This is a genomic window from Helicobacter sp. MIT 03-1614, assembly GCF_000762925.2.
GTDB lineage: Bacteria > Campylobacterota > Campylobacteria > Campylobacterales > Helicobacteraceae > Helicobacter_C > Helicobacter_C hepaticus.
The window spans coordinates 84,187-100,981 of record NZ_JRMS02000008.1 but is presented as its reverse complement, the minus strand read 5'-3'; the positions used below and the strand labels follow the sequence as shown (position 1 = coordinate 100,981).

The 16,795-nt window shown below is 39.1% G+C and carries 12 protein-coding genes, 2 tRNA genes and 3 rRNA genes; all 17 read right to left on the bottom strand.

Annotation, left to right across the window (positions count from 1 at the left end; all coding sequences use genetic code 11):
* Nucleotides 1–152: 152 nt before the first annotated feature.
* Nucleotides 153–1,013 carry an HDOD domain-containing protein gene (locus LS66_RS07155; protein ID WP_034367323.1) on the bottom strand — a complete coding sequence of 287 codons (861 nt, stop codon included), beginning with the start codon at nucleotides 1,011–1,013 and terminating at the stop codon, nucleotides 153–155.
* Nucleotides 1,014–1,153: 140 nt separating this feature from the next.
* Nucleotides 1,154–2,464 (bottom strand): (Fe-S)-binding protein, encoded by a 1,311-nt coding sequence (locus tag LS66_RS07150; RefSeq protein WP_034367326.1) that lies wholly within the window; start codon nucleotides 2,462–2,464, stop codon nucleotides 1,154–1,156.
* A 9-nt stretch (nucleotides 2,465–2,473) separates the two neighbouring features.
* The gene (gene hemN / locus LS66_RS07145; RefSeq protein ID WP_034367328.1) at nucleotides 2,474–3,862 is read right to left on the bottom strand and encodes an oxygen-independent coproporphyrinogen III oxidase; all 1,389 of its coding nucleotides are present in this window, start codon (nucleotides 3,860–3,862) and stop codon (nucleotides 2,474–2,476) included.
* A gap of 14 nt (nucleotides 3,863–3,876) precedes the next feature.
* Complete coding sequence (locus LS66_RS07140) at nucleotides 3,877–4,308, bottom strand: DUF2603 domain-containing protein (RefSeq protein ID WP_011115816.1); 432 nt, start codon at nucleotides 4,306–4,308, stop codon at nucleotides 3,877–3,879.
* A gap of 3 nt (nucleotides 4,309–4,311) precedes the next feature.
* Nucleotides 4,312–5,301 carry an ornithine carbamoyltransferase gene (gene argF, locus LS66_RS07135; RefSeq protein ID WP_034367330.1) on the bottom strand — a complete coding sequence of 330 codons (990 nt, stop codon included), beginning with the start codon at nucleotides 5,299–5,301 and terminating at the stop codon, nucleotides 4,312–4,314.
* Between the two features lie 75 nt (nucleotides 5,302–5,376).
* The gene (locus LS66_RS07130) at nucleotides 5,377–5,949 is read right to left on the bottom strand and encodes a hypothetical protein (RefSeq protein WP_011115818.1); all 573 of its coding nucleotides are present in this window, start codon (nucleotides 5,947–5,949) and stop codon (nucleotides 5,377–5,379) included.
* 23 nt (nucleotides 5,950–5,972) lie between these two features.
* Complete coding sequence (locus LS66_RS07125) at nucleotides 5,973–6,671, bottom strand: LPP20 family lipoprotein (protein ID WP_011115819.1); 699 nt, start codon at nucleotides 6,669–6,671, stop codon at nucleotides 5,973–5,975.
* Between the two features lie 64 nt (nucleotides 6,672–6,735).
* Nucleotides 6,736–7,488 carry a hypothetical protein gene (locus LS66_RS07120; protein WP_081947972.1) on the bottom strand — a complete coding sequence of 251 codons (753 nt, stop codon included), beginning with the start codon at nucleotides 7,486–7,488 and terminating at the stop codon, nucleotides 6,736–6,738.
* Nucleotides 7,460–7,780 (bottom strand): glycosyltransferase, encoded by a 321-nt coding sequence (locus LS66_RS07115; RefSeq protein ID WP_236096994.1) that lies wholly within the window; start codon nucleotides 7,778–7,780, stop codon nucleotides 7,460–7,462. The genes LS66_RS07120 and LS66_RS07115 overlap by 29 nt, the downstream gene beginning before the upstream one ends.
* Nucleotides 7,770–8,873: a glycosyltransferase family 4 protein gene (locus LS66_RS07110; RefSeq protein ID WP_034367333.1), complete on the bottom strand. Its 1,104-nt coding sequence runs from the start codon at nucleotides 8,871–8,873 to the stop codon at nucleotides 7,770–7,772. The genes LS66_RS07115 and LS66_RS07110 overlap by 11 nt, the downstream gene beginning before the upstream one ends.
* 239 nt (nucleotides 8,874–9,112) lie before the next feature.
* A 5S ribosomal RNA gene (gene rrf / locus LS66_RS07105) occupies nucleotides 9,113–9,228 on the bottom strand.
* A 151-nt stretch (nucleotides 9,229–9,379) separates the two neighbouring features.
* Nucleotides 9,380–12,261, bottom strand: a 23S ribosomal RNA gene (locus tag LS66_RS07100).
* A 176-nt stretch (nucleotides 12,262–12,437) separates the two neighbouring features.
* A tRNA-Ala gene (locus tag LS66_RS07095) sits at nucleotides 12,438–12,513 on the bottom strand.
* 42 nt (nucleotides 12,514–12,555) lie between these two features.
* A tRNA-Ile gene (locus LS66_RS07090) sits at nucleotides 12,556–12,632 on the bottom strand.
* Nucleotides 12,633–12,759: 127 nt separating this feature from the next.
* Nucleotides 12,760–14,255: ribosomal RNA gene (locus tag LS66_RS07085) — 16S ribosomal RNA — on the bottom strand.
* Together the 16S, 23S and 5S rRNA genes with 2 tRNA genes alongside form the textbook arrangement of a ribosomal RNA operon.
* 487 nt (nucleotides 14,256–14,742) lie before the next feature.
* Nucleotides 14,743–15,690 carry a lipid A biosynthesis lauroyl acyltransferase gene (locus LS66_RS07080; RefSeq protein WP_236096993.1) on the bottom strand — a complete coding sequence of 316 codons (948 nt, stop codon included), beginning with the start codon at nucleotides 15,688–15,690 and terminating at the stop codon, nucleotides 14,743–14,745.
* Nucleotides 15,687–16,781, bottom strand: coding sequence for a lipopolysaccharide heptosyltransferase I (waaC, locus tag LS66_RS07075; protein ID WP_011115823.1), 1,095 nt, complete (start codon nucleotides 16,779–16,781; stop codon nucleotides 15,687–15,689). Before waaC ends, LS66_RS07080 begins: the two co-directional genes overlap by 4 nt.
* Nucleotides 16,782–16,795 lie beyond the last annotated feature (14 nt).

Genomic DNA, 16,795 nt, shown 5'->3' with positions numbered 1-16,795 from the left:
AGAGAATGTTGAGATTGCTAATTCTAGTGCAGAGATTAGTGAGAGAGTAGATAAAGTAGCTAAAGATATATTAGATGATGTGAATAAGAAGAGGTTTTAGAGTTTTTTTGATTTAAAGAAATGGGGACTACTTTTTATCAAAAACTCTACTACTATTCATTTTCAACTTGTTTATTAAGGTTATTTCTTGCTTCTGCAGGCAAGATTTCAAGGAATCTATCCATATCAAAGCTAATACCCTCTATCTTTGCCTCTTTAATCAATGCAACTGCTTCGTGCATATTGTAAGGACTTCCACCTTGATAGGGCTCAAAAACTTTATTGATAATAGCAAGCGCATAAGCGTTTTTCTTTACCTCATCAGCAGCAGCGTGAGGCATTGTAATATAAGCTGTAGTTTGTATTAGCACTTCATCAAATTTCCAATAATCAAATAAGAATCCCAAAAATGAGAGATGATCTAAACCGCAAAATTCACTCTCAACCGAACTAATATCGGCAAAATTGCTTTCTTTAAGCATCGCAAGAAACTCTTTATCCTTGCCACTTTGAATAAGCGTATTGGCAAATAAAATCATTCCTAGACGCAAAAGCATAGCGCAAGGGGCAAGTAATTGAGAGAGTTTTTTATCAGTTTCACGAAACCACTCTGAAATAAAATCTGCCTCTTTAGCACTATTACCTAAAAAATTTTGCGTATCCAACCCATAAGGTGAAACATCAATTTTAAAACCACTGCGCAAAGAATTGGCAATGGCAACATTTTTCACACTGCTTATACCAAGCAATGACACAACTTGATTAAGCGTAGAAATTTCGCGTGAGAATCCATAATAAGGCGAGTTTGCCAAACGGAGTAAATCCCCTGTCAAAAGCGGGTCCTTAGAGATAATATCAACCACTCTCTGCACCTCCACGTTTTCACCAGTGGAATCTATATACTGCTGCAATTTCGTCACAGTCTCAGGCAAAGGGGGCAAATTGTCAATTGTTTGAAGCAAGAGTTCATTCATTCTAAGTCCTTAAGTATAAAGGCTATGCGTTAGCACACATTCTTTGCGAAATTATATCAAAAACCTTGTAAAATGATGTGAATTTTACCTAACAATTTACCAAATATAACAAAAATGCAATTTTATTACCCAAGTGAGCACTACTTATCCACATCTCTAAGGGCTTGGGCAATAAGCTCTAAAGGGTGTGCAAAACGCACAGATGAATTAATCTGTGTCAAGGCATTATCAATTTGCATACGACAAGCCCCGCACTCTGCACTTACAACTTGTGCTCCACTAGATTGTATCATCTCTGCCTTTGGCTTACCAGCTTTAAGTGTCAAATCATAGCGCGAACTCTGCATACTGATACCTCCAAAACCACAGCATCTTGCAGAATCGCTCATTTCTTTAAGCATAAAGCTTTTTCCTAAAAGCGTGCGTGGCTCTTTAAAGATTCCTAACACTTTTCTTGCGTGACAAGGGTCGTGATAAGTAATAGTCTCTTGACTAAAAGCTTTTGGGAGTATTTTTTGCAATGGTGTATGATGATAGAGCCACGAACTTGCCATATCAATTTTAGGCAAAAGCTTTTCAAGTCGTTTGACATACTCACTATTATTGCTATCAACACTAAGTGCGTGAATCCAATCTTTTTTAATCATTGCCGCACAAGTTGCTTCAGGAATAATCATCGCATCAATACTCTCCCAAAAACTTTCAAAATACTCAATATTTTTCCTCGCTAAATACGCTACACTCTTCACATCACCCGTAAAAAATGCAGGCGCACCACAACATTCTTGCAAATGTGGCACAAATGCTTTAATGCCCAGATGACTAAGAATCTCAAGCAAACTCTCACCCACATTAACATAATTATAATTACTCAAACAGCCAATAAAAATTGCCACTCTCTTATGTTTTAGGGTATTTGATGGGGGATTTTGATTACTTGGAGCAATCTCACCTTGATATTTTTGCAAAAAGGATTTACGCCACAGAGGAAATACAGAACGCTTCGCCCTTCCCCCTTTATCATTTTTAAAAAGTTTAAAACGACTAATCCATCGCCCATTTTCCTGCTTAAAGGCACAAGGCATAATAAAGTGCATAAATGAAAATACCTTATCTGCTACCTTGCGATGACGCAAAAGATAAAAATATGCCCTCTTATACCACGCAATGCCATACTTTTGAGCAATATCTACACGCACAGATTCTATTGCTACATCAACAGGCAAACTTGAAGGGCAATGCGTAACACAAGTCGTGCATAAAAAACAGGATTCAAAAATATCTCTGCTTGTAGAATCTAACTCTATATCACCGCGTTTATAAGCTCCAAGTAAATCTAAAAAACCGCGCGGTGAAGTAACCTCATCACGATTCACCATATAAATAGTGCAGTGTGGGATACATTTTCCGCATTTCACACACGCACTTGCTGTTTGCTGCAAATCAAGCACACTTTACTCCTAAATAGTCTTACTAAAACGTTTTGTATCAGTATGTGCGCTAAGATATGCATCAAAAGCCATAGCAATATTGCGGATAAGCATACCACCCGTTGGAGAAGTGGTAATACCTTGAGGAGTAATTTGAACCAAACCTATTTCTTCATATTCGCACAAAGATGCTAAAGCGGGAGCAAAATGTGTCTTAAAATCAATGTTAAATTTAGATTCTATATTTGCAAAATCAAGGCAAAGATTATTCATAAGCCCCATAATCACCTCTTTACGCAAAATATCCTCATCTGTGAGCCTTACACCTCTCTCAACAGGTAATCTACCATTATCAAGTGCGCTTTCATAGGTATTCATATCTTTATAATTTTGTGAATAATAATCCAGCCCTTCACTTATGCTTGTAAGCCCAATGCCAATAGTTTGCGAGAATCCACGCGTAGTGTAGCCTTGAAAATTGCGGCGAAGCTGATTATGTTGCTTAGCAAGATAAAGTTCATCACTTTTTTTAGCAAAATGGTCCATTCCAATCATTGCATAATCTTGCTCTTGTAAAAAAGCTATTGTATTTTTGAGAATCTCTAACTTTTGTGCAGGGGAAGGAAGTGTTGTCTCATCAATTTTACGCATTGTTTTTTTCATCCACGGCAAATGAGCGTAATTAAAAATAGCCAATCTATCAGGGCTTAAAGCTACAACTTTTTCAAGCGTGCGTGCAAAGGTTACTTCATTTTGAAAAGGCAACCCATAAATGAGGTCAAAATTCACAGAATTAATCCCAAATTCACGCGCAAGGCTAATTGCCGCACTTACTAGCTCTACACTTTGTTTTCTATGCACAGCCTCTTGCACCTTGTCCTCAAAATCCTGCACACCAAAACTCAAGCGATTGAATCCATTATCTTTTAACACTTCCATTTGCTCTCTGACAAAAAATCGTGGGTCAATTTCGCAGCTTATTTCTGCAGAGGGTGCAAAATGTGTAAAAGTATTGCGAATGAGGCTTATCACTTCTTGTAATTCCTTAGCATTAAAAAAAGTTGGTGTGCCTCCACCAAAATGAAATTGCACCACTTCACGCGAAGTATCCATATATTTGCTTAAAAGTGCAAGTTCTTTTTTAAGATAATGTATATAATGTTGCTTTTTTTCTTCTTTGCTTGTATAAACAACATTACAACCACAATAATAACAAGCCGAACGACAAAAGGGTAAATGCACATATATTGATAGGGGTAAATTTGACATAGAATCTGCCCGAGAGAGCGCTTGAATATAAGCTTTATCATTCCAAGATTCTTTAAATTCTACTGCAGTTGGATAACTTGTATAGCGAGGACCTGATTTTGAATATTTGACAAACGCCCCAAAATCAATTTTTTCACTTACTCCACTCAATGCCTTTGCTCCTCTTATTTAGATTTACGCAGATAATCAATATCAAAAAATAAATTAGGATACTTTTTTTTAATATCTTTAGCAAGAGTATTTGTATTAATATCTGGCAAATTTCCATCATTTAAACGCAAAGATTCTAAAGCATTTTTTGCTACTACCATTGCATCATCAAAATCAATGGGCATTTGAGAAATAATATCTTTTTCTAATCTCATCACAAGCTTTTCCTCTTGAATATTTTTGATATGTGAGAGGAGCTGGACAAATATTTTTTGAGGAAATACCACATATTCCTCGCCCTGCTCATCTTGCAAAAACCACAAATCCTCCTTTGAAAATCCTCCACTTTCCATAGCAAGAAGCATCGCATTACCCTCAAGGCGGCGTAAAATGCCAAGATTCTCACCTGATTCATCAAGCCATTTCTCTTGTTTTGATGCTTTCATTGCTTACTCCACGCTCACAAGCGGGATTTTATTTATCCGTGCTAAATAGAGCATAATGCCCTTTTGCGCGTGAAGGCGATTCTGTGCTTCTTGGAATACTTTGCTCTGTGCGCCCTCAAGCACACCTTCACTCACCTCTTGCCCTCTATATGCAGGGAGACAATGCAAAAAAATAGCATCTTTTTGTGCATAGCTCATCATAGCCTCATCTACACAAAAATTTGCAAAAGCACATTTGCGTTGTTCTTTTTGTTCTTCTTGTCCCATTGACGCCCAAGTATCGGTAACCACAACATTTGCATTACTCACTGCCTCTTTTGCGTCATTTAGAATCTTGATTTTACCTCCACTTTGGATACACATATCCTGTGCCTTTGTGATAATATCTGCCTTAGGTGCATATCCAATTGGTGAAGCAATACGCAATTCAAAGCCCAAAATACCAGCAAGGTTAATCCACGAATGTGCCATATTATTGCCATCACCAATATATGCTACAATAGGATTCCTCCCTCCCTCGCCTTTCGTGGGATAAAGAGGATTGTGATGAGTAAGATAAATACCGCATTCTATCATCGTAAGATAATCCGCGATAAGCTGCACGGGGTGAAAATCATCACTCAATCCATTAATCACAGGCACAGATGAATATGAGGCGAACTCCTCTAATCTGCTATGCTCACTTGTTCTCATCATTATCATATCTACCATCGAACTAATCACTCGTGCGGTGTCTTTGATGGGTTCGCCTCGTCCAAGTTGTATATCTTTATGAGAAAGGAATATACCCTGTCCGCCTAATTGAAATATACCACTCTCAAAGCTTACTCGTGTCCGTGTAGAGCTTTTTTCAAAAATCATCGCCAAAACTTTACCCTTAAGATAAGGTTTGTTACCAATATGCAAAGATTCGTATTTAAGTTCTAGGGCAACATCAACCATTGCTAGAATTTCATCTCTGTTAAAATCATTCAGAGTGAGAAAATGTTTCATCTACCTGCCTTGTGCGATTTGAATAAAACCGAAATTATATCTAAAAATAGCAAAGATTATTTTAATACATTATGTTTATGGAGTATTTTGAGGGATATAATCTTCAATACCTATGGTAATATTCATTGTAATATTTTTAAAAAGTACTTTGTTTTTGCTTCGTTCATAATAAAATTCCTGCCCACCTCGCACAAACCATTGCACAAATGTCCCATTGTTTGCTACACGCTTCCCATCGCCATCAAAAATATCTCGTGCGCTCACAATATCGCTAAATAAATTAGGATAACTCACTTCCCCAAAAAAAGCGCGTGCCGCTATCCATTTAGAAGTGCATTCTTTGCCCATACATACTTCTCTTTTTGTAATAACAATCTTCCCAACAGGCTTACCAAGCTTATAAAGCTCAAGCGCAAGGTCTTTATTTGATTTATTATACTTCAATGAAGCGAAATCATAAAATTTTACCCGAGGTGTGTCAATAAGAAGAATTTTAAACTTCGTGGGTTCTAAAACCGGGGGTTCATTAGGATTAATATCAGGATTCTGAAAACCCTCAAACCACGCACAAGAAGCGAGAAAAAGAGGGAGTAGCACAAGAGTAGTGCTTAAAAGTATTCGCTTAAAAATACCAAATATTGCACTCATTACATACCTTAGCACTTGCCATACTAGGCTCGTGCATTAGAGAGAATCCTATGCCAAATTCTACCATCAAGCTTTAACTCCATATTTACTTGACATAAGCCATCTTTATATACAGTTTCAAGCACTTCAGCATTTCGAATAAGAGCTTGGACCTTTGTTTTAACCGTTGAGCTCTGAAGCATCATATCACGCACTGTATCTTGTGCATTTACTCTAATGCCATACATTTTTTCACCAATTTGACGATACGCATCTACAATCGCTGCTCTTTTTGCCATAGCAAAAGCCTGTGAGGGAGAAAGAGAATTTTCAGGTGAAACGCCAATTCCCACTGCACTCAAAGTAATTTCATTCTCTGGTGTGAGCATTGGAGAATTAGGAATATTATTGCTCCCTCCTCGCCCAATATATTCATCATCTCTATCAAACTTTGGTTCAAGATTACCTTTGTTTAAACCGGGCACCTCAACCTTTTCTACTACAAGAGTGTTGATTTTAGGATTTTTAGAAAGCAGGTTAGGGTTAGTATTGTATCCGGGCATTGGCGGATAAGTAGGTGCTTGGATAGGTGAATACATAGGCTGATTACTTGCGCTTGGTGGGATTAATCCGTTATTTGCTCCACCCGAGCCATCGCCAACATTAAACAAATCTCCGCATCCACTCAATGCAAACACAGCAAAACTTGCAATGATTGAACCTTTAAGCAAATTACTTTTCATATTCAGTCCTTTGAATTAAATTTCAGAAGACTAAAAGCAAGTAGTGTTCCATAATTTTTATAATTTATGATAATGATAAAATCCACCGCCGCAATGCTAAACGTATTCTTTTGGGAAATCCATAGATTCTAGGGAAAAGGCAGCAAAAATATCTTTTACCCTTTATATTGAGTTGAGACAAAGATAAAAGCAAGTCTTTTTTGTTAAAGCCAAGCTCCTCTACATAGCCCACAAGCTGTAAAGATTGCATTAACTTTTTCACATTATCCAAACAAGCACGATAATAATACTCCTTCATTACAGGATTCTCTTCCTCCCTAAAAGAATGCAAAAAAGTCTGCAAAATCATAAAATAGCTATAAGTAATTTTTATCCGCTTATCTCTTGTAACAAATGAATTCATAATAGAGCTAGGAACAAGTGTATAATTATAAACTTGCTCGTGGCTTATATAAATATTTTTACATTTGCTTACTGATTTTGTGCAAAATGCAATGTCTTCATAGATGATATGAGGGATAAAAGTAATATTGTTTTCAAATATTAAAGAAGCTTTGCCGGTAAAGCTTCCCGCTGAAGCTATCATAGCATACCCTCCAAGTGATAAAATCAAATCTGTGGGAGTATATAAGCCTTTAATATGAGAAGGAAACACTTGCCAATCAAACTCTACTTGCGTATATGTGGTAGGCTCTCTTGCAATCAATATGCTATATATAAGCACATCTACCTCATATTGCGTCAATATATGATAAGAGTGCTCTAGTGCATAACTCTGCAAATAATCATCAGAATCTACAAAACGAATATAATTCAAATATTGCTGGGGGTGGGTTAGTAGAGATGATAAGATTCTTTACATATTCTAATCCCGCATTACGAGCCATTGATAGTCCTTGATTTTCTTGATTTAAAGTTACAAATCTACCATCTTTATTAGCGTATTCTTGAGCGATTTCTCCACTAGAATCTGTGCTACCATCATTCACTAAAATCGCCTTCCATTGAGTATAGCTCTGTGAAAGAAGTGAATCTAGGCATTTTCTTAAATACCTCTCCACATTAAAAATTGGCACGATGATATAAAACATTATTTGCTCATTTGCCACCTAGCACCTCCTCCCACAATGGCATAATAGCCTCTTTACTAAACTTTTGTGCTATTCTTGCTTTTGCTGCCTCGCCCATAGTTTTGCGCTTATTTTCATCACTCATTAATTCTATAAGCTTATGTGCATAAGTATGTAAATCATTATCTTGTATTAAATAGCCACTTTTGTTGTTTTCTATAATATCACTTGGACCTGTTTTAATATCAAAAGAGATAGGACACAATCTATAGGAGCAAGATTCTAAAAGCACCATAGGAAAACCCTCATAATAGCTACTCATAGCATAAATACTCGCATTAAGATATTCAGATTCTATATCTTTGGTAAATGGCTTGAGAATTATGGAATCTTGCAATCCTAAATCTTTAATTTTAGTTTCTATCTCATTCTTCATATCACCATCACCTACGATAACAAGCTGCCAAGAATGTAATTGGGAGAGGGGCACAGATGATTGAAGGCTCTGTTGAAGCAGAGCCCAAATATTAATGAGGCGCAAAAAGCCTTTTTGATCACCTCTATCCATACGCCCAACTGATATGATACTTTTTTGCTTCAAATCTGTTTGTTCTGTAGAAATAATAGGTAAAAAATTAGGAATAACCTTAATATCTTTGTGGTATTGCTCCCAAATAGAAAGCTCTTTAGAAGAAAGGACAACAAGAGTGTGGAAAAAATTATTTCGTGTATTATATATACTAAAATTTAAATGAATAAGTCTTATATATCGTGTGAACTTGTGCTTAAGAAAAGGTATATAAGTGCTGTCATTTGCAATGACTACATCAAAATCTCTAAAATCAAAATGCACTTGTGCATTAAGAATAAATTTATAACAATTTTTATAATAGATTTTAGAGAAAACATTACGACATATTTGTGCTTTAAAAGCAGATTCTGAAATATTATGCCAAAAGTGAAGTTTTATGCTATTATTAATATGGTAAGGTAAGTTTTCATTGGCTTTATAAAAGCTTAATATTTCCACTTCATTCCCTACTTCACTAAAAGCATTAGCAAGATTTACAACTACTCTTTCAGCTCCACCTGTAATGCTTATATCACCAATTGTGAGCAGGATTTTCTTCATATACACCTGTAGATACTGTATATATCGCAATAAACAAATAAAGCTTGATTATAAATTTTAACACATTTAAATAAGTGCAAGAAAACTCCTATATTCTTTTAATTTGTTAATACTGAACTTTGTATTTTAACATAATTCTGCATAATATCTTTTTAAAAAACTGAGCATTTAAATAATTAAAACAAATTTAAAAAACCTAAAAGAAGAAAATATAAGAATCATAAGAAGTATTTTCCCTATCCCTGCATCGACCTACATTCCCACACCTGAAAGATGCAGTATCATCGGCGAAGAGAAGCTTAACTGCCAGGTTCGGAATGGAGCTGGGTGTTGCCTTCTCTCTATAAACACAAGAAAAAGGGAAATAAAGACAAGAAAATTTGTCCTTATTTCCATTTTTCTTTATTGTAAAAAGCCTTTAATAGTAAATAAACAACAAATTACGCTTTTATTTATCAATTACCTTTGTTTTTTACAAAAACATACACTCAATAAGGCAGTATCTTAGAAAAAAGCCAAACGGTCTATTAGTAGTAGTCAGCTAAACACATTACTATGCTTACACATCTACCCTATCAAGCAGCTAGTCTTGCTGCGACCTTCAGGGAAAGTTCATCTTGGAGTTGGCTTCCCGCTTAGATGCTTTCAGCGGTTATCACATCCACGCGTAGCTACCCAGCGATGCTCTTGGCAGAACAACTGGTACACCAGTGGCGTGTCCATCCCGGTCCTCTCGTACTAGGGACAGCTCTCCTCAACTTTCCTACGCCCACGGCAGATAGGGACCGAACTGTCTCACGACGTTCTGAACCCAGCTCGCGTACCGCTTTAAATGGCGAACAGCCATACCCTTGGGACCTGCTCCAGCCCCAGGATGCGATGAGCCGACATCGAGGTGCCAAACCTCCCCGTCGATGTGAGCTCTTGGGGGAGATCAGCCTGTTATCCCCGGGGTACCTTTTATCCTTTGAGCGATGACCCTTCCACACAGAATCACCGGATCACTATGACCGACTTTCGTCTCTGCTTGACTTGTTTGTCTTGCAGTCAGGCTGGCTTATGCCATTACACTCTTCTTGCGATTTCCAACCGCAATGAGCCAACCTTTGTAAGCCTCCGTTACTTTTTAGGAGGCGACCGCCCCAGTCAAACTACCCACCAGGCATTGTCCTACTTGAGGATAACTCAAGCTAGTTAGCAGACAGAAACATTAAGGGTGGTATCTCAACGATGGCTCCATCTCCACCAGAGTGAAGACTTCAAAGCCTCCCACCTATCCTGCGCATAATGCTCCCATCGGCAGTGCCAAGCTGTAGTAAAGGTCCACGGGGTCTTTCCGTCTTGCCGCGGGTAGGAGGAATTTTCACCTCCACTACAATTTCACTGAATCCCTGGTTGAGACAGCTCCCATCTCGTTACGCCATTCATGCAGGTCGGTATTTAACCGACAAGGAATTTCGCTACCTTAGGACCGTTATAGTTACGGCCGCCGTTTACTCGGGCTTCAATTCAACGCTTCGCATTGCTGCTAACGAATCCTCTTAACCTTCGAGCACCGGGCAGGCGTCACACCTTATACTTCCTCTTACGAGTTTGCAAAGTGCTGTGTTTTTGGTAAACAGTCGGGAGGGACTCTTTGCTGAGACCTAATTGCTTAGGCACACCTTATCGCGAACTTACGGTGCTAGTTTGCAGAGTTCCTTAACCAGAGTTCTTTCACGCGCCTTAGAATACTCATCTCATCTACCTGTGTCGGTTTGCGGTACGGGCAACATTAGCTAAACTTAGAGGCTTTTCTTGGCACGACGGCGTCAGTAGCACTCCAATTGATCCGAAGATCGCTTGAAGCTATTGGAGTTTCAAATACAGAGGCGGATTTGCCAATCCTCCAATCTACACTCTTAAGTTAGCACTTCCATCAGCTAACGCTACTTAGCCCTATGCGTCCCCCCATCGCACACTTATGTTGGTATGGGAATATTAACCCATTTGCCATCGACTACCCCTTTCGGACTTGTCTTAGGACCCGACTAACCCTACGATGACGAGCATCGCGTAGGAAACCTTAGATTTTCGGCGAAGTGGATTCTCACCACTTTTATCGCTACTCATTCCTGCATGCTCACTTCGCATCGCTCCAGCACTCCTTACCGGTATGCCTTCAACGCTGATACGAACGCTCTTCTACCACTGTGCATCAGCACAATCTACAACTTCGGTGTCTATCTTAGCCCCGTTATATTTTCTGCGCAAAATCACTAGACCAGTGAGCTGTTACGCTTTCTTTAAAGGATGGCTGCTTCTAAGCCAACCTCCTGGTTGTCTAAGTAACTTCACATCATTTTCCACTTAGAATAGAACTTTGGGACCTTAGTTGGTAGTCTGGGTTGTTCCCCTTTTGACGATTGATTTTATCACCCACCGCCTGACTCCCAAGATACGGTAATAGGTATTCGTAGTTTGACAGGGGTTGGTACCGCGGTGAGCAGCCCTAGCCCAATCAGAGCTCTACCCCCTATTACTATCACTTGAGGCTATACCTAAATATATTTCGAAGAGAACCAGCTATCACCAAGTTTGTTTGGCCTTTCACCCCTATCCACAGCTCATCCCAACCCGTTTCAATGGGTACGAGTTCAGTCCTCCACGAGCTATTACACTCGCTTCAACTTGGCCATGGATAGATCACTTGGCTTCGGGTCTGCAGCATCTGACTAAACGCCCTTTCAGACTCGCTTTCGCTACGGCTTCGCGTTTGCTTAACCTTGCCAGATACCACAACTCGCAGGATCATTATGCAAAAGGCAGTCCATCACCCTGATAAATCATAGGGCTCTGAATGATTGTAGGCAGATGGTTTCAGGTTCTATTTCACTCCGCTCACTGCGGTTCTTTTCACCTTTCCCTCACGGTACTTGTTCGCTATCGGTGTGATAGTAGTATTTAGGGTTGGAGAGTGGTCTCCCCTGCTTCAGTCCGGGTTTCACGTGCCCTGACCTACTCTGGATACTGCTACCTATGAATAACCTTCGCATACGGGATTATCACCCTCTGTGATGTATTTTTCCAAATACTTCTGCTCAATTATTCAAGTGGATATTGCAGTCCTCAACCCCAGTAGCAAGCTACTGGTTTGCCCTCTTCCCCGTTCGCTCGCCGCTACTAGGAGAATCTCGTTTGATTTCTTTTCCTCTAGCTACTGAGATGTTTCACTTCGCTAGGTTCGCTCCATTAAAGGTAATACCTATCTCTAGGTATTGGGTTGCCCCATTCGGAAATCTATGGGTCAAAGCTTCTTGACAGCTCTCCATAGCTTATCGCAGTCTAGTACGTCCTTCATCGCCTCTATCACCCAAGGCATCCACCATCTGCCCTTAAAAGCTTTTACTTCTAAGGATACTGCCTTATTGAATGTATTATGTATTCAATAAACAATATATCGCGTAATTGTAGTTAATTACTATTTAGGCTATTAACAATAAATTTTCAAATAACACTTAGACAAAAGTCTAATGCAAAGATATAAAGTAACTATAAGCTTTGCATTAAACTTCTTAAATTCAGTGGTGGAGAATAGCGGGATCGAACCGCTGACCTCCTGCGTGCAAAGCAGGCGCTCTCCCAGCTGAGCTAATTCCCCTTTTATATGCAATAATTAATTTATAGCAATATTATTACGATATGGTGGGCTTAGGAGGACTTGAACCTCCGACCTCACCCTTATCAGGGGTGCGCTCTAACCACCTGAGCTATAAGCCCCTAAAGCCTGCTATTTCAAGCGATGCTATTTGGAGATCTCTGAAAACTAAGCAAGTCTATTAAGTTTATCTTTTCTATTCTCATAAATCTGTGGTTAAGATAAATAAATATCTTAACACATCTCTAGAAAGGAGGTGATCCAACCGCAGGTTCACCTACGGTTACCTTGTTACGACTTCACCCCAGTCGCTGCATCCGCCGTGGGCGGTAACCAATTTAGTATCCCGACTTAAGGCGAATACAACTCCCATGGTGTGACGGGCGGTGAGTACAAGACCCGGGAACGTATTCACCGTGACATGGCTGATTCACGATTACTAGCGATTCCAGCTTCATGTAGTCGAGTTGCAGACTACAATCCGAACTGAGAGACGTTTTTGAGATTTGCTCCACCTCGCGATATTGCTCCTCTTTGTGCGCCCCATTGTAGCACGTGTGTAGCCCTAGGCGTAAGGGCCATGATGACTTGACGTCGTCCTCACCTTCCTCCTCCTTACGAAGGCAGTCTCCTTAGAGTGCTCAGCCGAACTGCTAGCAACTAAGGACGAGGGTTGCGCTCGTTGCGGGACTTAACCCAACATCTCACGACACGAGCTGACGACAGCCGTGCAGCACCTGTTTTCAAGTTCTAGCAAGCTAGCACTCCACTATCTCTAGCGGATTCTATCAATGTCAAGCCTAGGTAAGGTTCTTCGTGTATCTTCGAATTAAACCACATGCTCCACCGCTTGTGCGGGTCCCCGTCTATTCCTTTGAGTTTTAATCTTGCGACCGTACTCCCCAGGCGGAATGCTTAATGCGTTAGCTGCATTACTGCAGAGACAAGCTCCACAACAACTAGCATTCATCGTTTAGGGCGTGGACTACCAGGGTATCTAATCCTGTTTGCTCCCCACGCTTTCGCGCATCAGCGTCAGTTATGTTCTAGCAGGTCGCCTTCGCAATGAGTATTCCTCTTGATCTCTACGGATTTTACCCCTACACCAAGAATTCCACCTACCTCTCCCATACTCTAGAATAACAGTTTCAAATGCAGTTCTATGGTTAAGCCATAGGATTTCACATCTGACTTGCTATCCCGCCTACGCGCTCTTTACGCCCAGTGATTCCGAGTAACGCTTGCACCCTCCGTATTACCGCGGCTGCTGGCACGGAGTTAGCCGGTGCTTATTCGTTAGATACCGTCATTATCTTCTCTAACAAAAGGAGTTTACAATCCGAAAACCTTCATCCTCCACGCGGCGTTGCTGCTTCAGGGTTTCCCCCATTGAGCAATATTCCCTACTGCTGCCTCCCGTAGGAGTCTGGACCGTGTCTCAGTTCCAGTGTGTCCGTTCACCCTCTCAGGCCGGATACCCGTCATAGCCTTGGTGAGCCATTACCTCACCAACAAGCTGATAGGACATAGACCAATCCTTTAGCGAAAAACTTTCCCTCGTAAGGAGTATCCAGTATTAATCATCGTTTCCAATGGCTATCCTAGACTAAAGGGCATGTTATCTATGCATTACTCACCCGTGCGCCACTAATCCACTCTAGCAAGCTAGAGCTTCATCGTTCGACTTGCATGTATTAGGCACGCCGCCAGCGTTCACTCTGAGCCAGGATCAAACTCTCCATAAAAAATGAAATCAATGAAAACTTGTATTAAAGGAAACCAATACTACAAGCTCCATTTAAAAAGTTTGTCCTTGTCTCTTAGTGTTATTATCACAAAATCACAAAGACTAGATTGCACAGATTCTATGATTATCATAAAATCTTGTGTCTCAAAGTCATAAATGAGTTGTAAAAATGAACTAAGAAACTTAAGTCTGTTTTATATTTTATAGAATATAAAAGCATCACTTAACTTTCTTGCTTAGATGTCAAAGATCATACCAAATACAAATCAATCAAAATAACTTTAAGCTTGATACCTTAAAAGCTAAATATATGATTATAATTGATAAAGAACAGCCATTTTGTAGAAAATCTTAATCATCACTTTTCTTAAAGGCACTACTCTATGGATTTTAGAATCACGAAAAACTAAAACTGAACATAGTGAAAATCCTACAGAAGATTAGAGACTAGAAGCTCAATCAAATGGGAGTGAGATATTACAAAATTAAAGCTTAAAATGGGCTGAAGAATTATAAATTTCTTTATAAGCTGACTTCCAACGCTTATGAAACCAAAACCAATCTTGGGGCTTAGCCCTGATTGCTGCCTCAATAACATTTGCTTGAGCTTGTGTAGCTTGTAATATATCTGCTGTGCTATCTTCACTCTTTTTGCAATAAATTGGCGGATAGTATCGAACTTCAAAATTTTTATAATCTTGCCCTATACTAATCATTATAGGCACAATACCTACACCAAAACGGCGAGAGAGCACTGAAGCAATAGTTGTATGCGTTGCCCTCTTGCCAAAAAAATCCACCCATATACCCTCATCTTCAGAAATATTTTGATCAACCAAAATCCCAGCAAGTGGATTTTCTCCACTATATAACTTTAATAAATGTTTGAATGCGCCTTTTTTGTCAATAAATTTCGCATTTTGGAGCTCTCGCCGCTCAATTATCATCTCGTTAATAGGATTAAAAGATGTCAAGCGACCCAAAGAAGCCATATTGCACCAAGGATAACGTGGCACTAATACATTTGCTATGGCTTCCCAATATCCATAATGCGCAGAAATTGCTACTGCACCCTTATCTTTTTGCAAAGTATCCAAAAGATAATGCTCATCGACAAAGTTAAATCGCTGTGTATGTTTCTCCAACGGGATAAAAGCCACTCGTATCGTCTCCAAAAGTACAAAGGCAAAATTCTCATAGCAAATTTTAATGATTGTGTGCTTTTGCTCTTCGCTCATTTGCGTGCCATATGCAAAATCTAAATTTGCTTTAGCATCTTTAAAACGTCTTCTATCACAGATTCTCATAATCAATGCTAATGACTTAATATGTCCTAAAAAAAGCCAATGTGGCATTTTTGCCAAACAATAACCCATACAATTTGCTATTGTTTTTATCGCTCCCTTAAAAATCTTTGCTCTTAGACTCATCATATATCCTTATGTGGTAAGTGAGAGTGCGCGTTATTATCGTGCAACGAGCCACCATATAGAATCTCTTCCGCACAAGCACAAATAGCATTTGGCTGAATATTTGCAATAGAAAAATCATTCTTTGCATAGGAGGGATTCTCGCTTCCACTTAAAAATCGGTTATTTTTTCCTTGAAGTGCAAAACGAGCTGCTGGCGTATTGCCATAAAGTGTTATAGAATCTTTTTGCATAGCCCACGCTAAATGCGTTATACCTGTATCTCCTCCAATAAGTAAATCTACTTTTTGTATTAATGCTTTAATCTCTCCCATATGAAGACGCGGAAGCACTACTACATTTTTTTGTGAAGCAAAATGCTCCTTAATCTTTTGTGCTTTATTTGTGCTATGCCACAGCAAAAATACATTAAGATAGGGATTTGTCTCCAAAAGTTGTTGAATAACTTGAACAAATAAATGCAAAGGGTAAGTTTTAGCTTCCAAAGATGATTCAAGTATAAGCACAATATTTTTAGCATCTTTGTCTACCTCAAATGCTCTAAAAATTTCTAACACACGCACATTATCTACCTCGCTCACACCAAAAGCTTCAGCGCGATTATGATAATAAACACGATTTGTTTCATCTATATCTTTAAACCCCAGTGCAGAGCATACAAGTTTTAAATTACGCTCCAAAATATGTTGTTCATAAGGAATACGCACCTTATATGTATAAACAAGGCTTGCTAAAGGCTCTTTTATGGAATCCCACGCAAATCCCCAATATTGCTTATTCTTTAGCATACTTCCACATAATGCTGATTTGATCAATCCTTGCATATCAATAAGTATATCATAAACAGGAAGCGCCTTTAGATTCTTAATAATGGTAGGCAGAGCATTTACACCACCTTTTTTAAGATTAATTTCAATAAGATTATCAATACAAGGGCTATGATACAATACTTCACTAAAAGTGCTATCCACAATCCAATCAATCTCTACGCGTTGAGGATAAATTTCTTCTAAATGCTTTTTTACAAAAGGTAATACACTTGCACTCACAATCACATCACCAAGGCTAGAAAGTCGCACGATTGCTATTCTCATTCTCGCACCCTTAG

What these genes read in the sequence shown, in the direction of transcription:
- waaC (WP_011115823.1), bottom strand. Translation starts at nt 16,781, where the DNA reads ATGAGAATAGCAATCGTGCGACTTTCTAGCCTTGGTGATGTGATTGTG.
- LS66_RS07155 (WP_034367323.1), bottom strand. Translation starts at nt 1,013, where the DNA reads ATGAATGAACTCTTGCTTCAAACAATTGACAATTTGCCCCCTTTGCCT.
- LS66_RS07080 (WP_236096993.1), bottom strand. Translation starts at nt 15,690, where the DNA reads ATGATGAGTCTAAGAGCAAAGATTTTTAAGGGAGCGATAAAAACAATA.
- argF (WP_034367330.1), bottom strand. Translation starts at nt 5,301, where the DNA reads ATGAAACATTTTCTCACTCTGAATGATTTTAACAGAGATGAAATTCTA.
- LS66_RS07130 (WP_011115818.1), bottom strand. Translation starts at nt 5,949, where the DNA reads ATGAGTGCAATATTTGGTATTTTTAAGCGAATACTTTTAAGCACTACT.
- LS66_RS07110 (WP_034367333.1), bottom strand. Translation starts at nt 8,873, where the DNA reads ATGAAGAAAATCCTGCTCACAATTGGTGATATAAGCATTACAGGTGGA.
- LS66_RS07140 (WP_011115816.1), bottom strand. Translation starts at nt 4,308, where the DNA reads ATGAAAGCATCAAAACAAGAGAAATGGCTTGATGAATCAGGTGAGAAT.
- LS66_RS07125 (WP_011115819.1), bottom strand. Translation starts at nt 6,671, where the DNA reads ATGAAAAGTAATTTGCTTAAAGGTTCAATCATTGCAAGTTTTGCTGTG.